We start from the raw sequence: 19,860 nt of genomic DNA, 5'->3' as shown, positions 1-19,860 counted from the left end.
CGTAAAAGAATCTGGCGCTGATTAATGTTTAAAAAGGTCTTGATAGCTAACAGGGGAGAGATTGCCTTAAGAATAATCCGCTCCTGTAAGGAACTTAATATTGCTACGGTGGCAATTCATTCTGAGGCCGATGCCACGACCCTTTATGTAAAGAAGGCAGATGAGTCATGTCTCGTCGGTCCTGGTCCGGTTGCAGGATATCTGAATATTTACAGAATCATTGACCTTGCCAGGCAGAGGGGGGTTGATGCTATCCATCCAGGTTATGGTTTTCTGGCCGAGAATCATGAGTTTGCCGAGGCCTGTGAAGAAAACGGAATCACATTTATAGGGCCCTCTCCAAATGCAATTAGGACGATGGGTGACAAGATATTGGCACGCCAGATGATGATGAAGGCCGGTATATCAGTTGTTCCTGGTATAGACCATGGTATTGGCTCTTTTAAAGAGGCAGAACAAATTGCTTCAGAGATAGGTTATCCTGTTATGCTGAAGGCATCTGCCGGCGGCGGGGGAAGAGGTCTTCGTCTCTGTCATACACCTGATGATTTGAAACGGTGTTATGATCAGGCAAGATCAGAGGCGCTCAAGGCATTCGGGAAGGACGATGTCTACATAGAAAAATACATTGTCTCTCCAAGGCATATAGAGTTTCAGATATTAGCTGACAATTACGGAAACATTGTTCATCTCGGTGAGCGTGATTGTTCAATACAGAGAAGACACCAGAAATTGATTGAGGTCGCACCTTCTCCATTTCTCGATACTGACTTAAGGGATGAGATGGGACAGGCAGCAGTCAAAGCTGCACAAGCCGCCGGTTATTCCAATGCTGGAACGATAGAATTTCTGGTTGACAAAGACAGGAACTATTATTTTCTGGAGATGAACACACGTATACAGGTGGAGCACACCATTACTGAGGAAATAACGGGAATTGATGTTGTTAAAGAAATGATAAAAATTGCTGCAGGTGAGAAACTGGAATTCACTCAATCTGATATTCAAATCAGCGGTGCAGCAATTGAATGCAGAATTAATGCAGAAGACCCCAAAAATAATTTTCTTCCTGTAACCGGAAGGCTGACTGCGTACTATTCACCAGGCGGTTTTGGCGTCAGAATTGATGGAAACGTTTACAGAGGTTATCTGGTACCCCCTTATTATGATTCAATGCTTGCAAAGCTTACCGTTTGGGGACGAAACTGGGATGAGGCCGTTGACAGAACAATCAGGAGCCTTGATGAATTTGTTATAAGGGGTGTTAAAACCACAATACCCTTTTACCGGATGATCATGCGCGATGATAAATTCCGCAAGGGAGATTTTGATACGCACTATATAGATAACAACATAGACTCACTGGTCTATGAAGATGAAAATGACAGGTTAGACCTGGTTTATGCCATAGCTACAGCCATAGCTGCTCACACTCATAGATAAATAAGAGGGCCATTGTGAAAAACAAGAAACGGAAGATACATGTTACCGACACGACTCTCAGGGATGCGCATCAGTCTTTGATTGCCACACGTCTCAGAACGGCTGATATGCTTCCCATTGCTGAAAAGATAGACAAGGCAGGATACTGGTCTGTTGAGATGTGGGGAGGCGCTACATTTGATTCAAGTATGAGATATCTGAAGGAGGATCCCTGGGAGCGCATAAGGCTCCTGAAAGGACATATGCCTAATACTCCGTTTCAGATGCTTCTACGCGGTCAAAACCTCGTTGGATACAGGCATTATTCAGATGACATTGTTGAAAAGTTTGTTGAACGCGCGGTTGAAAACGGAATCAACATATTCAGGATATTTGATGCATTAAACGACTTCAGGAATATTAAGACTGCAGTCAAGGCTACCCTGAAAAATGATGGCAAGGTCGAAGGCACCATATGTTATACAATTAGTCCGGTGCATAGTAACAGCCTCTTTGTTGATATGGGCAAGAGATTAGAGGATATGGGATGCGATACTATATGTATCAAGGATATGGCTGGACTTCTTTCCCCGTATGATGCCTTTGAACTTATAAGTGAGCTGAAAAAATCGTTATCAACACCGCTTCATCTACACACTCATGATACAAGCGGGATGTCTGTTGCGACATATGTGAAGGCGGTAGAGGCAGGTATTGACATAGTAGATACAGCGGTCTCTGCCCTCGCATCAGGGACGTCTCAGCCGCCTGTTGAAACCTTTGCCAATATCATAAATCTTTCATCCAGGTATTATACTGATCTCAACATGGAACTTATATCCGACATTTCAGATTATTTCAGGACGATAAGAAAGAGCTACAAACTCTTTGAGAGTGAATATACAGGCGTTGATCCTGCAGTGCTTATTTACCAGATCCCCGGAGGGATGACTTCAAATCTTGCATCTCAGCTAAGCGAACAGCAGGCGCTTGACAAGATGAAGGATGTATTAAAGGAAGTGCCTATTGTCCGAAAAGAATTTGGATATCCACCACTTGTTACTCCAATGAGTCAGATAGTAGGCACCCAGGCCGCCCTTAATGTGGTAACTGGTGAGCGATACAAAGTCATAACTACTGAAACAAGGAATTATCTTAAGGGGCTTTACGGAAGGCCTCCAGCTCCAATAGACGAAGCCATAAGAAAAAAGGCCATTGGCGATGAGGAATTCATTGAACGGCGCCCGGCTGACCTCCTTGAACCTGAGCTGAAAAAGCTGACATCAGAAGTTGGTGATAAGGCACGAGATATTGATGATATCCTCCTTTATGCACTTTTCCCAAAAGTGGCCCTCGATTTCTTTGAAGCGAGGGAAAAGGGCATTCTGCCTGAGGAGATGGCAGCCCAGGAGAAAGGTACAGTTCCTGAAATAAAGGATGAAGCTGCTATATCACACCTTGCCCCAAGTGAGTTTAACCTGAAGCTTCACGGCGAAACATATCATGTGAAAGTTGGCGGCATGGGGCATCCTGGTGAGGGTGGAAGACCTTTTTTCATTTATGTTGATGACCTGCTTCAGGAAGTTCTGGTCGAATCACTTGTTGAGGTAGTCCCAAGCATATCAGGTGTCATTGATGCGAGGGCAACGGGTCACTCCATCAGGCCTAAGGCAAAAGAACCTGGTGATGTTACAACCCCGATGCCTGGGACTGTAGTCAGGATTATGATAAAGACAGGAGAAAAGGTTGACGCAGGTGATACTGTATTGATAGTTGAGGCTATGAAAATGGAAAATGAGGTTCACACACCAATATCCGGCATAGTTGAAAAGATTTATGTCTCCGAGGGTGACAATGTAAACCCCGATGAGGTGCTGGTACAGGTAAGGGATATACAGGGATAATAATAGATTGAACGCTGATTTTAATATTATCCTCCAGAATATTGCCATAATGGCAATCCCGGTTGTTCTGGCAATCACTTTACATGAGGCTGCTCACGGATGGGTGGCATACAAATTAGGCGACCCGACGGCAAAAATTGCCGGAAGACTGACATTAAATCCAATAGCGCACATTGATCCCTTCGGGACGATACTTCTTCCCATTATTACATATATCCTGGCAGGATTCATAATAGGTGCGGCAAAACCTGTACCAGTTAATTTTGCTAACCTGAGGAATCCAAAGAGGGATATGATATGGGTTGGCGCTGCGGGACCGGGGATAAATATCCTGATGGCATTAATCTGCGGCATTTTATTCCAGTTTCTAATATCACAATCCATGTATATGACATCACGATCGGGCTTTCTCTCATACGTAGTGGTACCACTTATCCTTATGTTAAAGGAAGGAATTAAGTGGAATATTGTTCTTGCTGTCTTTAATCTTATTCCTGTACCTCCTCTGGACGGCAGCAGGATCCTTGCAGGCCTGCTGCCTTATAGGCAAGCGGAATTCCTCGGCAGACTGGAGCCTTACGGACTATTGATAATTTCAGTGCTTGTATTCCTTAATCCTTTTGGTTTTATGACATACATAATATGGCCGATAATGAGCGTGTTAACCAGGTTATTTGCAGGGATGCCGGTATTTTAAGCAATGAGCTGAAGAAGCGATGAGCGATGAGCAATGAGTCATAAGAAGTAAAGGGTGTGTCTCATAAGAGATGATGAAATCCCCCTTAATCTCCCTTTTTCAAAGGGGGAAATTAGTTATCCCCACTTTAGAAAAAGGGGGGAAAGCTTGTCCTGAGCTTGTCGAAGGAGGGGGATTTGAAAGGTTATATTCAAATGAAAAAACGTGTTTTAAGCGGTATGCGGCCGAGCGGGAAACTTCATCTTGGAAATTTCAGCGGTGCACTTGACAACTGGATGAAATTACAGGATGAATATGAATCATTCTTCTTTGTTGCTGACTGGCACGCCCTTTCGACGGATTATGCAAAGACCGGAAAACTCAGAGAGTATACTCACAACATGCTGGTTGACTGGCTTGCCGCAGGCCTGGATCCTGATAAATGCACAATATTTATTCAATCTCAGGTACCGGAACATGCTGAACTCCACTTACTATTCTCAATGATAACACCTTTGCCGTGGCTTGAGAGGGTCCCGACATACAAGGATCAACAACTGGAGTTGAAAGACCGGGACCTATCCACATATGGTTTTCTCGGTTACCCGTTACTTCAGGCAGCGGACATTCTTATTTATAAAGCTGATTTTGTCCCTGTAGGTATTGATCAGCTTCCACATCTTGAATTGACGAGAGAGGTTGCAAGGCGATTTAACTTTCTATATAAACCTGTATTTCCTGAACCTCAGCCTCTGATGACAGAATTTCCCAAGATCCCGGGCACTGACGGCAGGAAGATGAGCAAGAGCTACAATAACGCAATCTATCTTGCTGACACTAAGGAAGATGTATGGGAGAAACTCAGGACTATGGTCACTGACCCAAAACGCATTAAACGTACGGATCCGGGAGATCCGGAAGTATGCCCGGTATTCAGCCTGCACCGGGTCTACTCCCCGCAGGAAATAATTCAACAGGCGGATGCAGGCTGCAGGACGGCAGGAATCGGCTGTATAGATTGCAAGAAATGGCTCAACAGTGCACTTCTTCAAAAATTAGAGCCCATATGGGAGAGACGCACACAGTTTGAATCTAATCCTGACCTGATCAGGGGGATCGTAAACGAAGGGGCAAAACGGGCGCACGAAGCAGCCTTTTCAGTCCTTGAAGAAGCCCGGGATGCTATTGGATTTTAACCGTGATGTCGAAGGAACAGGTCTTTTTATAAAGCCGGAAGTTTCATTGTAAATGTAGTGCCAACCCCATCTTCGCTTTCCACGTTTATCTTCCCTCCATGTGACTCTACAATCCTGCGAGTAAGTGATAACCCTAACCCAAGACCGCGTATCTTCGTAGTATAGAAGGGATCGAAGATATTATTCATTATATCTTCCGGTATTCCTGATCCAGTGTCATTCACCACAACTACAGCGTAGTCTGTATCATTCTCCTTTATGGTCAGACTCTCCACAGTCAGCAAACCTCCCGATTCCATGGCCTGAACAGCATTGATAATCAAATTGATAAGGGCCTGTTTAATAAGCGAGTGGTCAAGATTCACCAAAGGCAAGTCAGGAGAAAGCCGGGCGCTGAGCATTATATTATGCTCTTCAAATGTACCTTTATAGAAGAACAGCAAATCATTTAAAATATCATTCAGATTATCAGGCTTCAGCTCAGGCTTTGCATCTTTTGTAAAATACAAAATATTATGGAGAAGCTTTTCAAGCCGGTCTATTTCGCTAACTATAATACCGGCATATTTCTTTAAAGGGGATTGTTCTTCCAGCCTCTTATATATAATGTTGGCAAAACCTCCAATAGGGACCAGGGGATTTCTCAATTCATGGGCTATAGCGGAGGACATTTTTCCAACGAGCGCAAGTTTTTCAGACTGCACAAGCTCTGTCTGCAGACTCTTAATTTCAGTTATATCAGTAGCAATAAAAATTACACCGAGATATTCAGTACCATGCATGATCGGAGAAAAATGGGCAAGGATAGTCTTATCTAATGCCTTAATCTCAGAAGAGTATGACTTTATCTTTCCTTCCCTCATATCAGAAATTATCTCAGTTGCCTTTGCATGTGCTTTTTCAGAATGGGCGCCTTTAAAATCCTTACCATACCAGTCATCTCTTCTGATTCCAAATATTACTTCAGCTGCGTCATTGATAAGGGTGATTTTATTTTTATTATCCACAAAAACGACGCCTTCGGCTATTCCCCCAAGCATAGCCTCAAGATGGGTCTTACTCTCCCATAACTCCAGCGTCCTCTTCTCAACCATAGTCTCCAGCTCAAGAGAGTACTCCTTCAATTTGAGTTGTGCCAGCTTCCATTCAGTAATATCCTTACTGATTCCAACGGTACCTATTACCTCACCATTCTCATTTCTGAGTTCAGAAATAGAAAGGCTTATATCTATATTCTCCCCGTCTTTTCTTACGAGTTTAGTTTCATAATTAGTAACCATCTTCCCTGCACTGACAATCATAAGAAGTTTCTGCCTGTCATCCTTGTTATAATAATAATCTGACATTAGTGACCCAATTACTTCACTCTGTTTATACCCCAGCATCCGTTCGGCCCCTTCGTTAAATGTTACTATACGGCCATCCATGTCTGTGGTGATTATCATATCAGAAGAGTGCCTGAGGATGCTTTCAAGATAATTCTTTGTTGTCTCCAGCTCTGAAGTCCTTTCCCTTATCATTATCTCAAGATTATTATAAAGGTCTTTCAACGAAGCACTCATCTTGTTGAAACTATTCGCCAGTGATTCGAGCTCATCACCAGTGTGTATATTTATCCTGTAATCGAGATGACCCTGTTCGATCTGTTCGACTCCGCCATGAATGGACCCTACAGGTATTAATACCAATCTTTGGATAAGATAGACGCCAAGGGCACATATTAATAACACAAGAAATGACTCAACTATGAAAAGCATCAGCATGAGCCTTTTTACGGGTGCAAAAGTCTCAGCAGGATCCTGCCTGATGTAGGTATACCATTTATAACCTCCAAGGCTGTCATCACCCAATGAATTCAGGTAGATTAACTCACTGAAACCAACAACTGAGTTCTTGCCGCCATGAAGATCCTCATCCACAAGACTCCATCCGCCTCCCTTACCGGTGACTAATGCAATGAGTGACTGGTCAACGCTATGCTCTTCAGGTGGACGGACAGGACAGATAAGAGATCTGCCGCCTGAGTTAATAATCATGCCATGTCCGGTCCTGGCAAAACTCATGTCAGCAATAAATTTAAAAAACTCATCAACATTCACTATTGTCATGATGGCGCCGACAACAGTGCCGGTTGAAAGGTCCCTGATCGGGATACCTAAGTCCATGGCCCTCTTCCCGGTAAGCGGGTCTGTATATATATCGCTTGCATACACCTTGCCCTCACCATGACTGTTTGTAACCCTCCATCTTTCCTCTTTTGACTGGTCTACCTTGAATCGCCGGCTGCCGGCAATTATCAAACCTTTGGCATTTACAACAAAGAGTCCAAGGTGGACTTCTAATTCTTCAGGAAGTTTCAGATACCGGATGAGATCGGCCTCGATTTTATTTCGGTCATTATTTACAACGGCGTTGATAAGGGATGGGTCGCCTGCTAAAAAGCGAAATGTGATAATCTCTTTTTTTATTGCGGCATCGAAGCGGTCTGAAGACTTTTTTGCAATCTCGGCGAAGTTGCTCCCGATAGCCTCGGTCAGGACATCCTTGACACTGTAATATGTTACCGTCAAGCCAATGATTAAGGCGATAAAACCTGCTATGAGGATGGCTAATAATATTTTCCTCTTTATTCCCATGACATGGCCTTCTAATAAGTTATATTTCTTTGTATCATGTAATATAGCATATTCAGCCCAGCAGGGCCGGCATCAGATTGAAGTCTTATTTAGTATAACCCCCGTAATAGATGCTGGTCAATCCTCAACTCAAATATTAAGATTATTTCTATCTGTTTGAGGGAATAAACTATCTGGTTATATCGTGACTTGAAACAAGACCTGATAAAAGGTTATACTGTATTTATTCACTAATTATTTCATACAGAATCGCTAAGCATCTCTCACATTAGTTTTATAAGGTCGCAGTCTGAGAGGTCAGTTCAAAGAAATTCAATACTATCAGGTTTATGACCAGGAAAGGAAGCCTGTTTGACTAACGGAAACTGGAAATTAGATCTCGGAGCGTCAGCTATTGATAATGGCAGAGTCAGTTTTAATGTCTGGGCACCAAGAATAAATGAATTGTCAGTCAGGATGGTTTCAGGTAAAGGAAAAGGGGATATATCTTTAAAGAAGGATTCATTCGGATATTTTAAAGCTATCGCACTCGATATATCTGCAGGAGACCGATATCTATATGTACAGAAGGGTGGGAATGCATATCCTGATCCGGCATCAAGATTCCAGCCTGAAGGTGTACACGGGCCTTCCGAGATAGTTAACCCTGAGGAATTTAGATGGAGCGATAGCAAGTGGATGGGGCTGTCTCTTGAAGATTACCTGATCTACGAGCTGCACGTTGGCACATTTACAGAAGAAGGCACGTTTGAAGCAGTCATATCAAAGATGGCATATTTACGTGATCTCGGTATAACAGCAATTGAACTCATGCCGGTGTCACAATTTCCCGGCAACAGAAACTGGGGATATGACGGTGTGTACCATTTTGCCCCCCAGAATTCCTATGGCGGTCCAGCCGGGTTAAAGATGCTTATTGATGCATGTCACCGCAATGGTTTAGCCGTAATACTTGATGTCGTTTACAATCATCTTGGTCCGGAAGGAAATTACCTGAACCAATTCGGCTACTATTTTACAGAGCGATACAAGACACCCTGGGGTGATGCCATCAATTACGACGGTCCATTCAGCGATGATGTAAGAAAATATATAATCAGCAACGCCCTTTACTGGATTTCTGAATATCACTTTGATGCTTTGCGTGTGGACGCAATACATGGTATTTTCGATTTCAGCGCCAGACATATCCTGCAGGAGTTGGGAGATGCAGTGCATAGAGAGGCTGATGCCCTGGGAAGAAAGGCCTACGTAATACCGGAAAGCGACCTTAATGATGTACGGGTTATAAGTCCTGAAGACATCGGAGGATATGGTCTTGATGCACAGTGGAACGATGACTACCATCATGTAATTCATACCCTGATAACAGGAGAACATAGCGGGTACTATGAGGATTTTGGCCAGATTGAACAGCTGAAAAAGGCCCTGACAGAAGGTTTTGTTTATTCCGGACAATACTCTTCATTCAGGAGACGCCGGCATGGCAGTTCAGCCAGGGATAGGGAAGCAAAGCAGTTCATAGTCTTTTCGCAAAACCATGATCAGGTTGGAAACAGGATGAAAGGTGACAGACTCAGCCTGACGCAGTCAATTGAGAAGCTCAAGCTCGCAGCAGCTGCTGTGGTATTATCTCCTTACATACCGCTGTTATTTATGGGAGAAGAATATGGCGAAACAGCACCGTTTCAATACTTTGTAAGTCACTCTGATGAGGCTCTTATTGACGCTGTAAGAAAGGGACGAAGTGAAGAGTTTTCCTCCTTCAGGTGGGAGGGTGATATTCCGGACCCCCAGGACATAACTACATTTAAAAGTTCAAAGATCAATTCTGAACTTCATCGCATTGCTGGATCTCATCGTTTTCTTTTTAAATATTATAAGGAAGTTATACGCCTGAGGAAGGAACTACCGGCGCTTTCAAATTTAATCAGAGAAAATACAGATATTAAGGTTATTCCTAGTGAGAAGGGAATCTATATCAGGAGATGGTTTAAAGATAATGACCTTTTCTATGTATTTAATTTCAGTGATGACTGTTTAAAAACAAAATTAAACCTGTCAAAGGGTTTGTGGTATAAACTGCTCGATTCATCGTCAGAAGAGTGGGGGGGGAGAGGAGGTATTTCAGATCAAAGCATAGAATCCAACGAATCAGCAATAACTATTACAATAAATCCGCATAGTGTTATTCTCTTCAACTATAATTTTAAATAAGGAAAATTAATGCCTTTGAAAAAAGATATTACCGCAAGAATACCTGTTTCAACCTACAGACTTCAGTTCAACAGGCATTTCAGGTTTTCTGATGCTAAGGCAATTGTCTCCTATCTCCACACACTGGGTATTAGTGATATCTATTCCTCTCCCTATCTTAAGGCAAGAGAGGGCAGCCTTCATGGCTATGATATTGTTGACCACAGCATGCTGAACCCTGAGATCGGCTCAGAGGAAGAATATGCAGGTCTTATTGATGAAATCAGAAGGCATGGCATGGGACAGAGGGGCTTTATCTGCAGATCCGCATTATATGTCTTTTTACATAGTAGGAGAAAATATCTTGGAAAAGGAGAGCGGATGCCGGATGACTGGCCTATATTCAGTACAACGGGCTATGCATTCCTGAATATTCTGAATGGGATCTTTGTTGATACGGCGAATGCACGGGATCTTGATGAAATCTATACCAAATTCATCAAATCAAATATTAATTTAAATGAGATAATTTATGATAAAAAGAAATTAATCATGCAGGCAGCAATGTCAAGTGAGGTGCGTACACTGATCATGATACAAAGAGGGGTGAGGATCTAAGGGCGAGGATCAATGTTATTTCAGAGAATCCTGATAAATGGAGAAACTGCCTTTTAAGCTGGAGACGATTGAATAAGAAAAAGAAGGTTGTTCTTGATGGTCAGGCGGTTCCTGATTTCTATCAGGGTACGGAGCTTTTGGATTTCGGTCTTGTAGACCCTGACAACAGAAGACCTGTTGATTATTCAGCCAGATCAGCAATTCTGGAGGAGCTTATTAAGCGTGAGGCCGGCGGCACTCTTTCAGAGTTTGCCAGGGAGTTGACCTTGAATAAGAAGAACGGATAGATTAAGCTCTACCTGATTTACAAGACGCTTAATTACAGAAGGGAACACAGGGCTCTGTTTGAAGAAGGAGAGTACATGCCTCTTGAACCATCAGGCGAAAAGGCAAATAATATTGTTTCCTTTGCGCGGGTAAATGGGGAATCGAGGACAATAGTTATAGCGCCCAGATTTTTTTCAAGACTTGTCATACAACCGGAGGATCTTCCCCTCGGAAAAGTATGGAGTGGTTCCTTTATTTCCGTGCCTTTCGCAGTATCAGGAGAGATGTATAGAAATATTTTTACAGGGGAGTTGGTTGATTTTATAGTAAATGATAATTTACCTGTAATTTCCCTCGATAAAGTACTTACTAATTTCCCTCTGGCCCTACTGGAAAGGGTAATCTGACATTAATAAGCAATCAAGGAGAGATGATATGACTTTAGATGGAAAAAAACGAATAGTTATAGAGAATGTTGAACCGGAGATAAATGGAGGAGAATTTCCAATCAAACGCATATGCGGAGACAAGGTGTTTGTGTATGCTGATATATATGCTGACGGTCATGATGAGGTTTCAGCACTTCTAATGTACAGGGGACCTGGCGACAAAGAGTGGCTCGAAATGACAATGAGGCCTGTTGGAAATGACAGGTGGGAAGGGGTGTTTTCGGTAGAAGACATCGGTATGTACCATTATACTATCCGCGGTCAAATTGACCATTATTTAACCTGGCTGCATGACCTTGGGAAAAAAATTGATGCTGGCGTCAATATAGAAGTAGATTTATTAATCGGCCCCGGACATATTAATAGCGCCGCATCAAGGGCAAAAGGCGAAGAAAAGAAAAGACTAAAGGAATGGGCAAAGGCAATCAGCAGGATGAAAGAGACAAAAGAGATCCTATCGCTTGCTGGGAATGATGAGCTTATGAAATTGTTGCAGACATATTACGACAGGGATCGTGCTACAACCTGCCACAGAGAATATTCTGTTTCAGTTGACAGGAAGAAGGCCCTTTTCAGCACATGGTATGAACTGTTCCCCAGGTCATCGGGTACCGGGTCTCAGCTTCACGGCACATTCAAGGATTGTGAGGCCCTGCTGCCTGACATTGCCGGGATGGGTTTTGATGTAATGTATCTGGCTCCGATCCACCCTATCGGGAAGATAAAGAGAAAAGGTAAAAACAATTCAACTGTTGCAGGAAAAGACGATTATGGCAGTCCGTGGGCGATTGGTTCTGACGAAGGGGGACATAAGTCTGTTTCTCCACTTCTAGGCACAATTGATGACTTCGAGAAACTGGTACGCAGGGCAAAGGATTTCAATGTTGAAATTGCAATGGATATAGCAATCCAGTGCGCCCCCGATCATCCTTATGTAAAAAAGCATGGCAATTGGTTTACGTGGAGGCCGGACGGAACAGTACAGTATGCTGAAAACCCTCCTAAAAAATATGAAGATATCCTTCCACTGAATTTTGAATCGGAGGAATGGTATGAGCTGTGGAATGAGTTAAAGGAGATATTCCTCTTCTGGATTGATAAGGGTATCAGGATTTTCAGGGTTGATAATCCCCATACCAAACCCTTCCCGTTTTGGGAGTGGCTGATAAGAGAAATCAGGAGTGATTATCCGGAGGTAATCTTTCTTGCGGAAGCATTTACCAGGCCAAAGGTCATGTACAGACTTGCCAAGACCGGCTTTACCCAGTCTTATACATACATTACCTGGCGAAATACGAAGAAAGAGATTATTGAATATCTGACTGAGCTGACAAAGACAGAGGTGAGAGAATATTTCAGACCCAACTTCTGGCCGAATACTCCGGACATCCTTCCGGAGCATCTTCAGAATGGTGGAAGGCCGGTTTTCATGATAAGGTATGTCATCGCAGCAACCCTTTCATCAAATTGCGGTATATACGGCCCGGCCTTTGAATTGTGCATAAGTGATGCACTTCCGGGTCGGGAAGAGTACGTGGATTCAGAGAAGTATGAGATTAAAAAGTGGGACAGGAACAAGCCTGGCAACATCAGAGATTTTATTTCAAGGGTCAATCTTGCAAGGAAGGAAAATCCGGCGCTTCAATTGACAAATAATCTTAATTTCTATGTAGTTGATAATGACAATATACTCTTTTTTGGAAAGACCAGTGAGGACCTGTCTAATATTATTATTGTCGCTATCAGCCTGGACCCATATAATACACAATCAGGCTGGGTAAATGTTCCTGTTAATGAATTTGGGATAGAACCGGATCACCCATATATGGTTCATGACCTGTTAAGCGATGAAAAATACATCTGGCAGGGAGACAGAAATTATGTGGAACTAAATCCACATAAGTCCCCTGTGCATATATTTAAAGTCAGAAAGAGGATGCGGAACGAACGGGATGTTGACTATTTCTTTTAAGGAGGGTTGATGCGAAAAAAACGTGAAGTTGTTCTTGAGGATGACCCCTTATGGTATAAGGACGCTATTATTTATGAACTGCATGTAAGGTCATTTCACGACAGCAACGGTGACGGTATTGGTGATTTCAAGGGGCTTACAGAAAAACTTGATTATCTTGAGGACCTCGGGATAACTGCTGTATGGCTCCTCCCATTTTATCCATCTCCCCTAAAAGATGATGGGTACGATATTGCAGATTACCTTGAAGTAAACCCGGATTACGGGACGCTTAAAGAATTCAGGCAATTCTTACGCGAAGCCCACAGCCGTGGAATCAGGGTCATTACTGAAATAGTATTAAATCACACATCTGCAGAGCACATATGGTTTCAAAAGGCCAGGAGGGCAAAACCCGGTTCTTTCTGGAGAGATTTCTATGTCTGGACAGATACCACTGAGAGGTATAAGGATGCGAGGATTATATTCAAGGATTTTGAGACATCCAACTGGACATGGGATCCTGCAGCCGGGGCGTACTACTGGCATCGCTTCTATTCTCATCAGCCGGATCTTAATTATGACAACCCTCACGTCCGAAAGGCAATGCTCAGGGTTGTTGATTACTGGCTTGGCATGGGAGTGGACGGAATTCGACTTGACGCAGCGCCGTATCTATTTGAGCGGGATGGCACCAATTGTGAAAATCTTCCGGAGACACATGACTTTTTAAAGTTCCTCAGGAAGCATGTTGAGGAGACTTTTAAAAACAAGATGCTTCTTGCTGAAGCAAACCAATGGCCTGAAGATGCGGTAGCCTATTTCGGCGATGGGGATGAGTGCCAGATGGCCTTTCACTTTCCTCTGATGCCGAGGATGTTCATGTCAATATGGATGGAGGATAAATTCCCTATTATTGATATCTTTGAACAGACACCGTCTATTTCAGAGATCTGTCAGTGGGCGTTGTTTTTACGAAACCACGATGAACTTACCCTTGAAATGGTTACAGATGAAGAGAGGGACTACATGTACAGGGTCTATGGAAAGGATCCGAGGGCAAGGATAAATCTTGGAATCCGTCGCCGCCTGGCGCCACTTCTTGGAAACCACAGGCGAAAGATAGAACTGATGAATTTTCTCCTCCTCTCTCTTCCCGGAACTCCGGTTTTATATTATGGAGATGAAATAGGGATGGGGGATAATTTTTATCTGGGAGACAGAAATGGGGTCAGGACCCCTATGCAATGGAGCGCCGACAAGAATGCCGGTTTTTCAAGAGCAAATCCTCAGAAGCTTTTCCTGCCTATCATTATTGATCCTGAATATCACTATGAGGCCGTTAATGTGGAGACTCAGCAAGGCAATCAGGCAGCGCTGCTCTGGTGGATGAAGCGGGTCATCACTATGAGAAAGCATTCCAAAGCGCTCGGAAGAGGGGAAATAGAATTTCTCTATACAGATAATCCAAAGGTTATTGCATTTATTCGTCACTTTAATGATGAAAATATGCTTGTTGTCGTAAACCTTTCGAGATTTTCTCAGGTCGTTGAGATTGACCTTTCCACGTATTGCGGATATCTCCCTGAAGAGGTATTCAGCAGAAATCGCTTTCCGGCAATTAAGGAAACCCCGTATGTGCTGACCCTTGGGTTTTATGATTATTACTGGTTTACGCTGAAAAAGGAAGATGATTTAATAAGTCAGTGTAATATTGAGACAATTCCACATTTAAATTGCCATGGCGCATGGGGGACTGTCTTGCAGGGTAAGACGAAAGAGCAGCTGGAGAAAGAGATACTTCCCGTCTACATGTTAAGACAGAGATGGTTTGGAGCCAAGGCACGACAAATTCAACAGTCAAGGATATCCGAAATCATTCCAGTGGGGAAGAATGCGACAATAACTTATATGCTGTTTATTGAAGTGCAGTATTCAGACGGACTTCCTGAGACTTATCTGTTGCCTGTCTCTTTCGTATCAGGAGAAGAGGCCGATAGGCTCAAGATTGAGATACCTTATGCGATTCTTGCCATACTCATGACCGATGATACAGAAGGGATAATATATGACGGTATCTACAATGAGGAATTCAGAAAAAACCTATTGCTCATGCATTCCAGCAGACAAGGAATAAAGGGGCTTAAGGGAGAACTTACTCCCCTGGCCGGGAAATATCTGAAAACACTAACCCTCAGTGCTGAAGAGCCTCTTTCTGAAAAAAGTCAGGTTTTCAAGGCAGAGCAGAGTAATTCATCACTTTTGTATGGTAATCATCTTATTCTTAAACTATACCGCCGTCTTGAAGAGGGTATTAATCCTGAGATGGAGGTTGGGCGCTACCTTACTGAAACAGCTGCTTTCACAAATATTCCGCCATTTGCCGGTGCACTGGAATATCGAAGAAAAGGTAATTCTAATACGGCAATCAGCATCCTCCAGGGGTATGTCCCGAATCAGGGAGATGCATGGAGGAACAGCATAGATGCGGTAGAGAGATATATAGACAGGGTGCTTTCAAGGAGAGATGTAATAGAGCAAGTACCTGCGGTACCATCATCGTTTGTAAAAATTGCATATCAGGACGAGATGTCTCCTGCTTTGACTGAGCTGATATTCGGCTTTTATCATGAAATGGCCGGCCTCCTGGGTAAGAGGACAGCTGAGCTTCACCTGGCACTTTCTTCGTGCCAGGAACCTGATTTTTCTCCGGAGCCTTTTTCAGTTCTCTATCAGAAATCAATCTATCAGTCAGTACAAAGTCTTACAAAAAGGGTTTTTCAAACACTGAGAAGAAATCTTAAAAACCTTCCCGAGGCCATAAGGCCGGAGGCGGAAGATTTCCTGAGCCTTGAAGTGAAAATAGTTGATCAGTTCAAGGCCATCCTCCGCAAAAAGATATCTGCGATGAAGATAAGGGTTCATGGAGATTATCATCTTGGGCAGGTATTGTTTTCCGGTAAGGACTTTATAATAATTGACTTTGAAGGAGAGCCTGCAAGGCCTGTAAATGAAAGGCGGCTTAAGAGATCTCCTGTAAGAGATCTGGCAGGTATGATAAGGTCATTTCATTACGCAGGACATTCGGCACTTTCCAAATCGTCTTCAGTGCGTGATGAGGATTTACCATTACTCAGACCCTGGATAGACCTATGGTATGCCTATGTTGGAGGAACATTCTTACGCTCATATCTGGATACTGCCGGAAATGCATCGTTTATTCCTGATGACCTGGAGGAGCTTGATATTCTTTTAAAAGTGTTCATGCTGGAAAAGGCAGTGTATGAGCTTGGTTATGAATTAAATAATCGGCCGGATTGGGTACATATTCCCATGAAAGGAATTAAACAATTACTTGATTGAAATATCTTAACTGCTCGGATATATGATATATTATCTGTTTTGGAATAGTCCTGTGTGCTGTGAGGGCGGGGATGGGTTGACCAGGTTATTTTCGAATGGACTCACGTAAGGCAAATGTCTGCGACAGGGAGTAGAGCACCGGCACGACCACGAGGGTCAGCAGGGTGGCAATCGTCAGTCCGAAAATGACTGCCACCGCCATCGGTCCCCACCACTGGGCTGATTCGCCGCCAACCTCAAAGGCTAAGTTGCGAAAGTCGAAACTTACCCCGACAGCCATCGGGAGCAGGCCGAGGATAGTTGTAACGGCGGTAAGCATCACCGGGCGAAAGCGAACCTCGCCTGCCCTGATAAGTGCCTCGCGAAGTTCCATCCCTTCCTTACGCAATTGATTGATATAGTCAATCAGTACGATGGCGTTGTTGACCACCACCCCTGCCAGAGAGATTACCCCGACACCGGTCATAATAATACCAAATGGGGTCGCAGTCACCATCAGGCCTATGAAGACTCCAGTCAGCGAAAGGACGACAGAGGACATGACAATCAGCATCTGTAGCACCGAGTTGAACTGCGTGAGGAGCACCAGGGCGATAAGAAAGATCGCCACAACGAAGGCTTTGGTGAGAAAGTCAGATGCCTTCTGTTGCTCTTCCTGCTCGCCGGAGAAGTTGATCATGTAACCTCCCGGCAGGTCGAGCCCCGCCAGACGGGTCTTCACATCCTCCAATACCGCGTTGCTGTTGCGGCCGGAGGTGTTGGCGGAGACTGTAACCACCCGTTTCTGGTCAATATGGCGGATAGAGCCGAAACCGGCCGCCAGTTCTATCCGGGCTACTGTAGAAAGGGGAACCGGCGCCCCGGTCCCGGTTGGAATCAGAAGATTGCCGATATCTGAGAGATTCTGTCGTCGCTGTTCCGGCAGGCGCGCAATGATGTCATACTCTTCCTTACCCTCGCGGTAAACCCCGAGTTTGCTTCCGCTGATGGCTGCCTTGACAGTGGCCGATATTTCCGAGGTGGAGAGACCCAGCAGTGTCGCTTTTCTGCGATCAATCAGCACCCGGATTTCCGGTTTTGCCCTGGAATAGTCGTCCTTGAGATCAACCAACCCCGGGATATCCTTGATCAGGATCTTCGACTGTTCTACCAGCCCGCCCAGAATCCCGATTTCTTCTCCGCTGATCTCTATATTGACCGGCGGACCTGTAGGCGGACCCTGCTCCTGTTTTTCAACCTTGATCTCAGCCCCGGCCATGGAGGATAGAGCCTCACGTATACGTCTAAGCACGATATTGGAGTTCTCATGCCGCTCCTTCCGGTCAACAAAGTCGAGGGAAATCTTGCTTTGATTCGACTGGCCTCCAGCACCCGCGCCAGCTTCGCCACTGGCTGAAACGCCAACCTCTCCTATTATGAATCTCAGCTCCTTTTCCTGCCTGGCCACCTTTTCTACTGCAAGGGCCAGTTGGTTGGAGGTCTCCAGGCTTGCCCCTTCAGGGGCCTTGATATCAACGATGGCCCGATTCGGCTCGGTATCCGGGAAGAGTTCAACCCCGTGCCCCAGCAGGCCATAAGATGTGATTATCAGTATCAGCAGCAGGCTTGACCCGCCGACCACCATACCTCGATGATCCAGTGCCTTCTCCAGAGTCCGGCAATAGATGCGCAGGAGACGCGTCTGTTCGCCTGCACCCGTCATCTGTTTGCGGCCAATGCTCATGAATGATGCACATAGTACCGGGTTGATTATCAAGGCCACCAGCAGCGATGCAGAAAGTACTATGATCAGGGTCAGCGGGAGGTACTTCATGAACTCACCCATAATCCCTGGCCAGAACATCATGGGACCGAAGGCGCAGAGGGTAGTAAGGGTAGAGGTGATCACCGGCCAGCCGACCTCTGTAACCGCCTCGCTGGCGGCTGTTACCCTGTCCTTTCCTTCCTGCATATGCCGGTAGATGTTTTCAACTATAACGATTGCGTTATCCACCAGCATCCCCAGCGCCAGTATCAGGCTGAAGAGTACAACCATGTTGAGGGTGATCCCCAGTGCCTGCAGCACGGCAAATGACAGCAGCATGGAAAAGGGAATCGCCACGGCAACGAATAAGGAGTTATTAAGACCCAGGAAGATGAAGAGTATCGCGACAACAAGTATCAGGCCTGTAAGGATGTTGTTCTCCAGGTCCGAAACCATACTCCGGATATCCTTAGACTCATTCAGAGTAATGGAGAGCTCAACCCCTGCCGGGACCTGCCCACGTGCGACATCGAGTATTGCGAAGACCTGGTCGGCCACTGAGATGATATTCTCGCCTGTGCGTTTTTTTACGGCAAGGGTAACACTGTTTCGACCGTTGAGCCTTGCATAGCTGGTGCGGTCTTCAAAGGTGTCACTGACATGGGCCACATCCGTCAGGTAAACAGGACGGCCGTCTCTGGTTGCAAGCATCAGGCTGTTTACTTCGGCTGGGTCGGTGAATTCACCGGGAATGCGGAGCAGGTATTTACCCTGCCCAAGATCAATACTGCCGCCCGGGATGTTAACATTCTCGCGTTTGACAGATTGAAGAATTTCGGCAAAGGAGAGTCTGTAGGCTGCCATCCTGTCCGGGTTGAATTCGACCCGGATCTCCCGCTCGCGTCCACCGCTTAGATCAACCTCCAGGACACCTGGTATCTCCTCAATCCGGTCTTCCAGTTTCTCCGCTACCCGTTTGAGAACCGTTTCATCAACATCTCCGGAGACAGCTAACATCAGAATCGGAAACTCTGAGAGATTTATTTCCAGGATAGATGGATCGTTTTCAAGGTCATCAGGGAGATCCCCCCTGGCCTGATCCACCTTATCACGGACCCACTGAATTGCGTTATCAATATCAACATCGGGATTAAACTCGATAGTTATCATCGAGGCACCCTCGGCGCTTACCGAGCGTATTTCCTCCACGTCTTTGAGTCCCTTAAGCTTTCGTTCGATAGGAAGTGTGATTAGTGTCTCGATATCGGAGGGCGCCACCCCCTCATAGGCTGTGACCACCAGGACGTTGGGTATAGTAATATCCGGGGACGACTCGCGAGGCAGCGTGATGTAGCTGAAGACTCCGACTACGATGAACATGAGCATCAGGACGAATATGGTACTTCGGTGCCCGATGGCAGCATCAGTAATCCGCATG

9 protein-coding genes and 1 pseudogene are annotated in these 19,860 nt (G+C 44.8%); 8 read left to right on the top strand and 2 right to left on the bottom strand.

Annotated features, from left to right (window positions below):
- The first annotated feature begins 24 nt into the window (after nucleotides 1–24).
- The 4 genes from accC to trpS all read left to right on the top strand — a co-directional run bounded on the left by accC (nucleotide 25) and on the right by trpS (nucleotide 5,198).
- Nucleotides 25–1,443, top strand: coding sequence for an acetyl-CoA carboxylase biotin carboxylase subunit (accC, locus tag IT392_03110; protein MCC6543476.1), 1,419 nt, complete (start codon nucleotides 25–27; stop codon nucleotides 1,441–1,443).
- Nucleotides 1,444–1,457: 14 nt separating this feature from the next.
- Nucleotides 1,458–3,326: a sodium-extruding oxaloacetate decarboxylase subunit alpha gene (gene oadA, locus IT392_03105; protein ID MCC6543475.1), complete on the top strand. Its 1,869-nt coding sequence runs from the start codon at nucleotides 1,458–1,460 to the stop codon at nucleotides 3,324–3,326.
- A 49-nt stretch (nucleotides 3,327–3,375) separates the two neighbouring features.
- Nucleotides 3,376–4,023 carry a site-2 protease family protein gene (locus IT392_03100; GenBank protein ID MCC6543474.1) on the top strand — a complete coding sequence of 216 codons (648 nt, stop codon included), beginning with the start codon at nucleotides 3,376–3,378 and terminating at the stop codon, nucleotides 4,021–4,023.
- 194 nt (nucleotides 4,024–4,217) lie between these two features.
- A complete protein-coding gene (trpS, locus tag IT392_03095) occupies nucleotides 4,218–5,198 on the top strand; it encodes a tryptophan--tRNA ligase (protein ID MCC6543473.1) in 981 nt (326 codons plus the stop codon).
- 26 nt (nucleotides 5,199–5,224) lie between these two features.
- Here the strand turns inward: trpS and IT392_03090 are convergent, their stop codons facing one another.
- On the bottom strand, nucleotides 5,225–7,834 hold the full coding sequence (locus IT392_03090) for a PAS domain S-box protein (protein MCC6543472.1): 2,610 nt from the start codon (nucleotides 7,832–7,834) through the stop codon (nucleotides 5,225–5,227).
- 351 nt (nucleotides 7,835–8,185) lie between these two features.
- Here IT392_03090 and treZ point away from each other — a divergent pair, with 351 nt between their 5' ends.
- The 4 genes and pseudogenes from treZ (at nucleotide 8,186) to treS (ending at nucleotide 16,678) form a co-directional block, all read left to right on the top strand.
- Nucleotides 8,186–10,051, top strand: coding sequence for a malto-oligosyltrehalose trehalohydrolase (gene treZ / locus IT392_03085; protein ID MCC6543471.1), 1,866 nt, complete (start codon nucleotides 8,186–8,188; stop codon nucleotides 10,049–10,051).
- Nucleotides 10,052–10,060: 9 nt separating this feature from the next.
- Nucleotides 10,061–11,322 (top strand): annotated as a pseudogene (locus tag IT392_03080) (hypothetical protein).
- Between the two features lie 28 nt (nucleotides 11,323–11,350).
- A complete protein-coding gene (locus IT392_03075; GenBank protein MCC6543470.1) occupies nucleotides 11,351–13,336 on the top strand; it encodes an alpha-1,4-glucan--maltose-1-phosphate maltosyltransferase in 1,986 nt (661 codons plus the stop codon).
- A gap of 9 nt (nucleotides 13,337–13,345) precedes the next feature.
- Complete coding sequence (gene treS / locus IT392_03070; GenBank protein MCC6543469.1) at nucleotides 13,346–16,678, top strand: maltose alpha-D-glucosyltransferase; 3,333 nt, start codon at nucleotides 13,346–13,348, stop codon at nucleotides 16,676–16,678.
- 85 nt (nucleotides 16,679–16,763) lie between these two features.
- Here treS and IT392_03065 read toward each other — a convergent pair whose 3' ends face one another.
- Nucleotides 16,764–19,859 carry an efflux RND transporter permease subunit gene (locus tag IT392_03065; GenBank protein MCC6543468.1) on the bottom strand — a complete coding sequence of 1,032 codons (3,096 nt, stop codon included), beginning with the start codon at nucleotides 19,857–19,859 and terminating at the stop codon, nucleotides 16,764–16,766.
- Nucleotide 19,860: the final 1 nt, after the last annotated feature.

Source organism: Nitrospirota bacterium (assembly GCA_020846775.1).
Lineage (GTDB): Bacteria > Nitrospirota > 9FT-COMBO-42-15 > HDB-SIOI813 > HDB-SIOI813 > RBG-16-43-11.
The sequence above is the reverse complement of the archived record's forward strand: the minus strand, read 5'-3'. Positions and strand labels throughout refer to the sequence as shown.

Bases quoted from the DNA above. Each gene is read 5' to 3' on its own strand.
- accC (MCC6543476.1), top strand. From the start codon at position 25: ATGTTTAAAAAGGTCTTGATAGCTAACAGGGGAGAGATTGCCTTAAGA.
- IT392_03100 (MCC6543474.1), top strand. From the start codon at position 3,376: ATGGCAATCCCGGTTGTTCTGGCAATCACTTTACATGAGGCTGCTCAC.
- trpS (MCC6543473.1), top strand. From the start codon at position 4,218: ATGAAAAAACGTGTTTTAAGCGGTATGCGGCCGAGCGGGAAACTTCAT.
- IT392_03090 (MCC6543472.1), bottom strand. From the start codon at position 7,834: ATGGGAATAAAGAGGAAAATATTATTAGCCATCCTCATAGCAGGTTTT.
- IT392_03075 (MCC6543470.1), top strand. From the start codon at position 11,351: ATGACTTTAGATGGAAAAAAACGAATAGTTATAGAGAATGTTGAACCG.
- treS (MCC6543469.1), top strand. From the start codon at position 13,346: ATGCGAAAAAAACGTGAAGTTGTTCTTGAGGATGACCCCTTATGGTAT.
- IT392_03065 (MCC6543468.1), bottom strand. From the start codon at position 19,859: ATGCGGATTACTGATGCTGCCATCGGGCACCGAAGTACCATATTCGTC.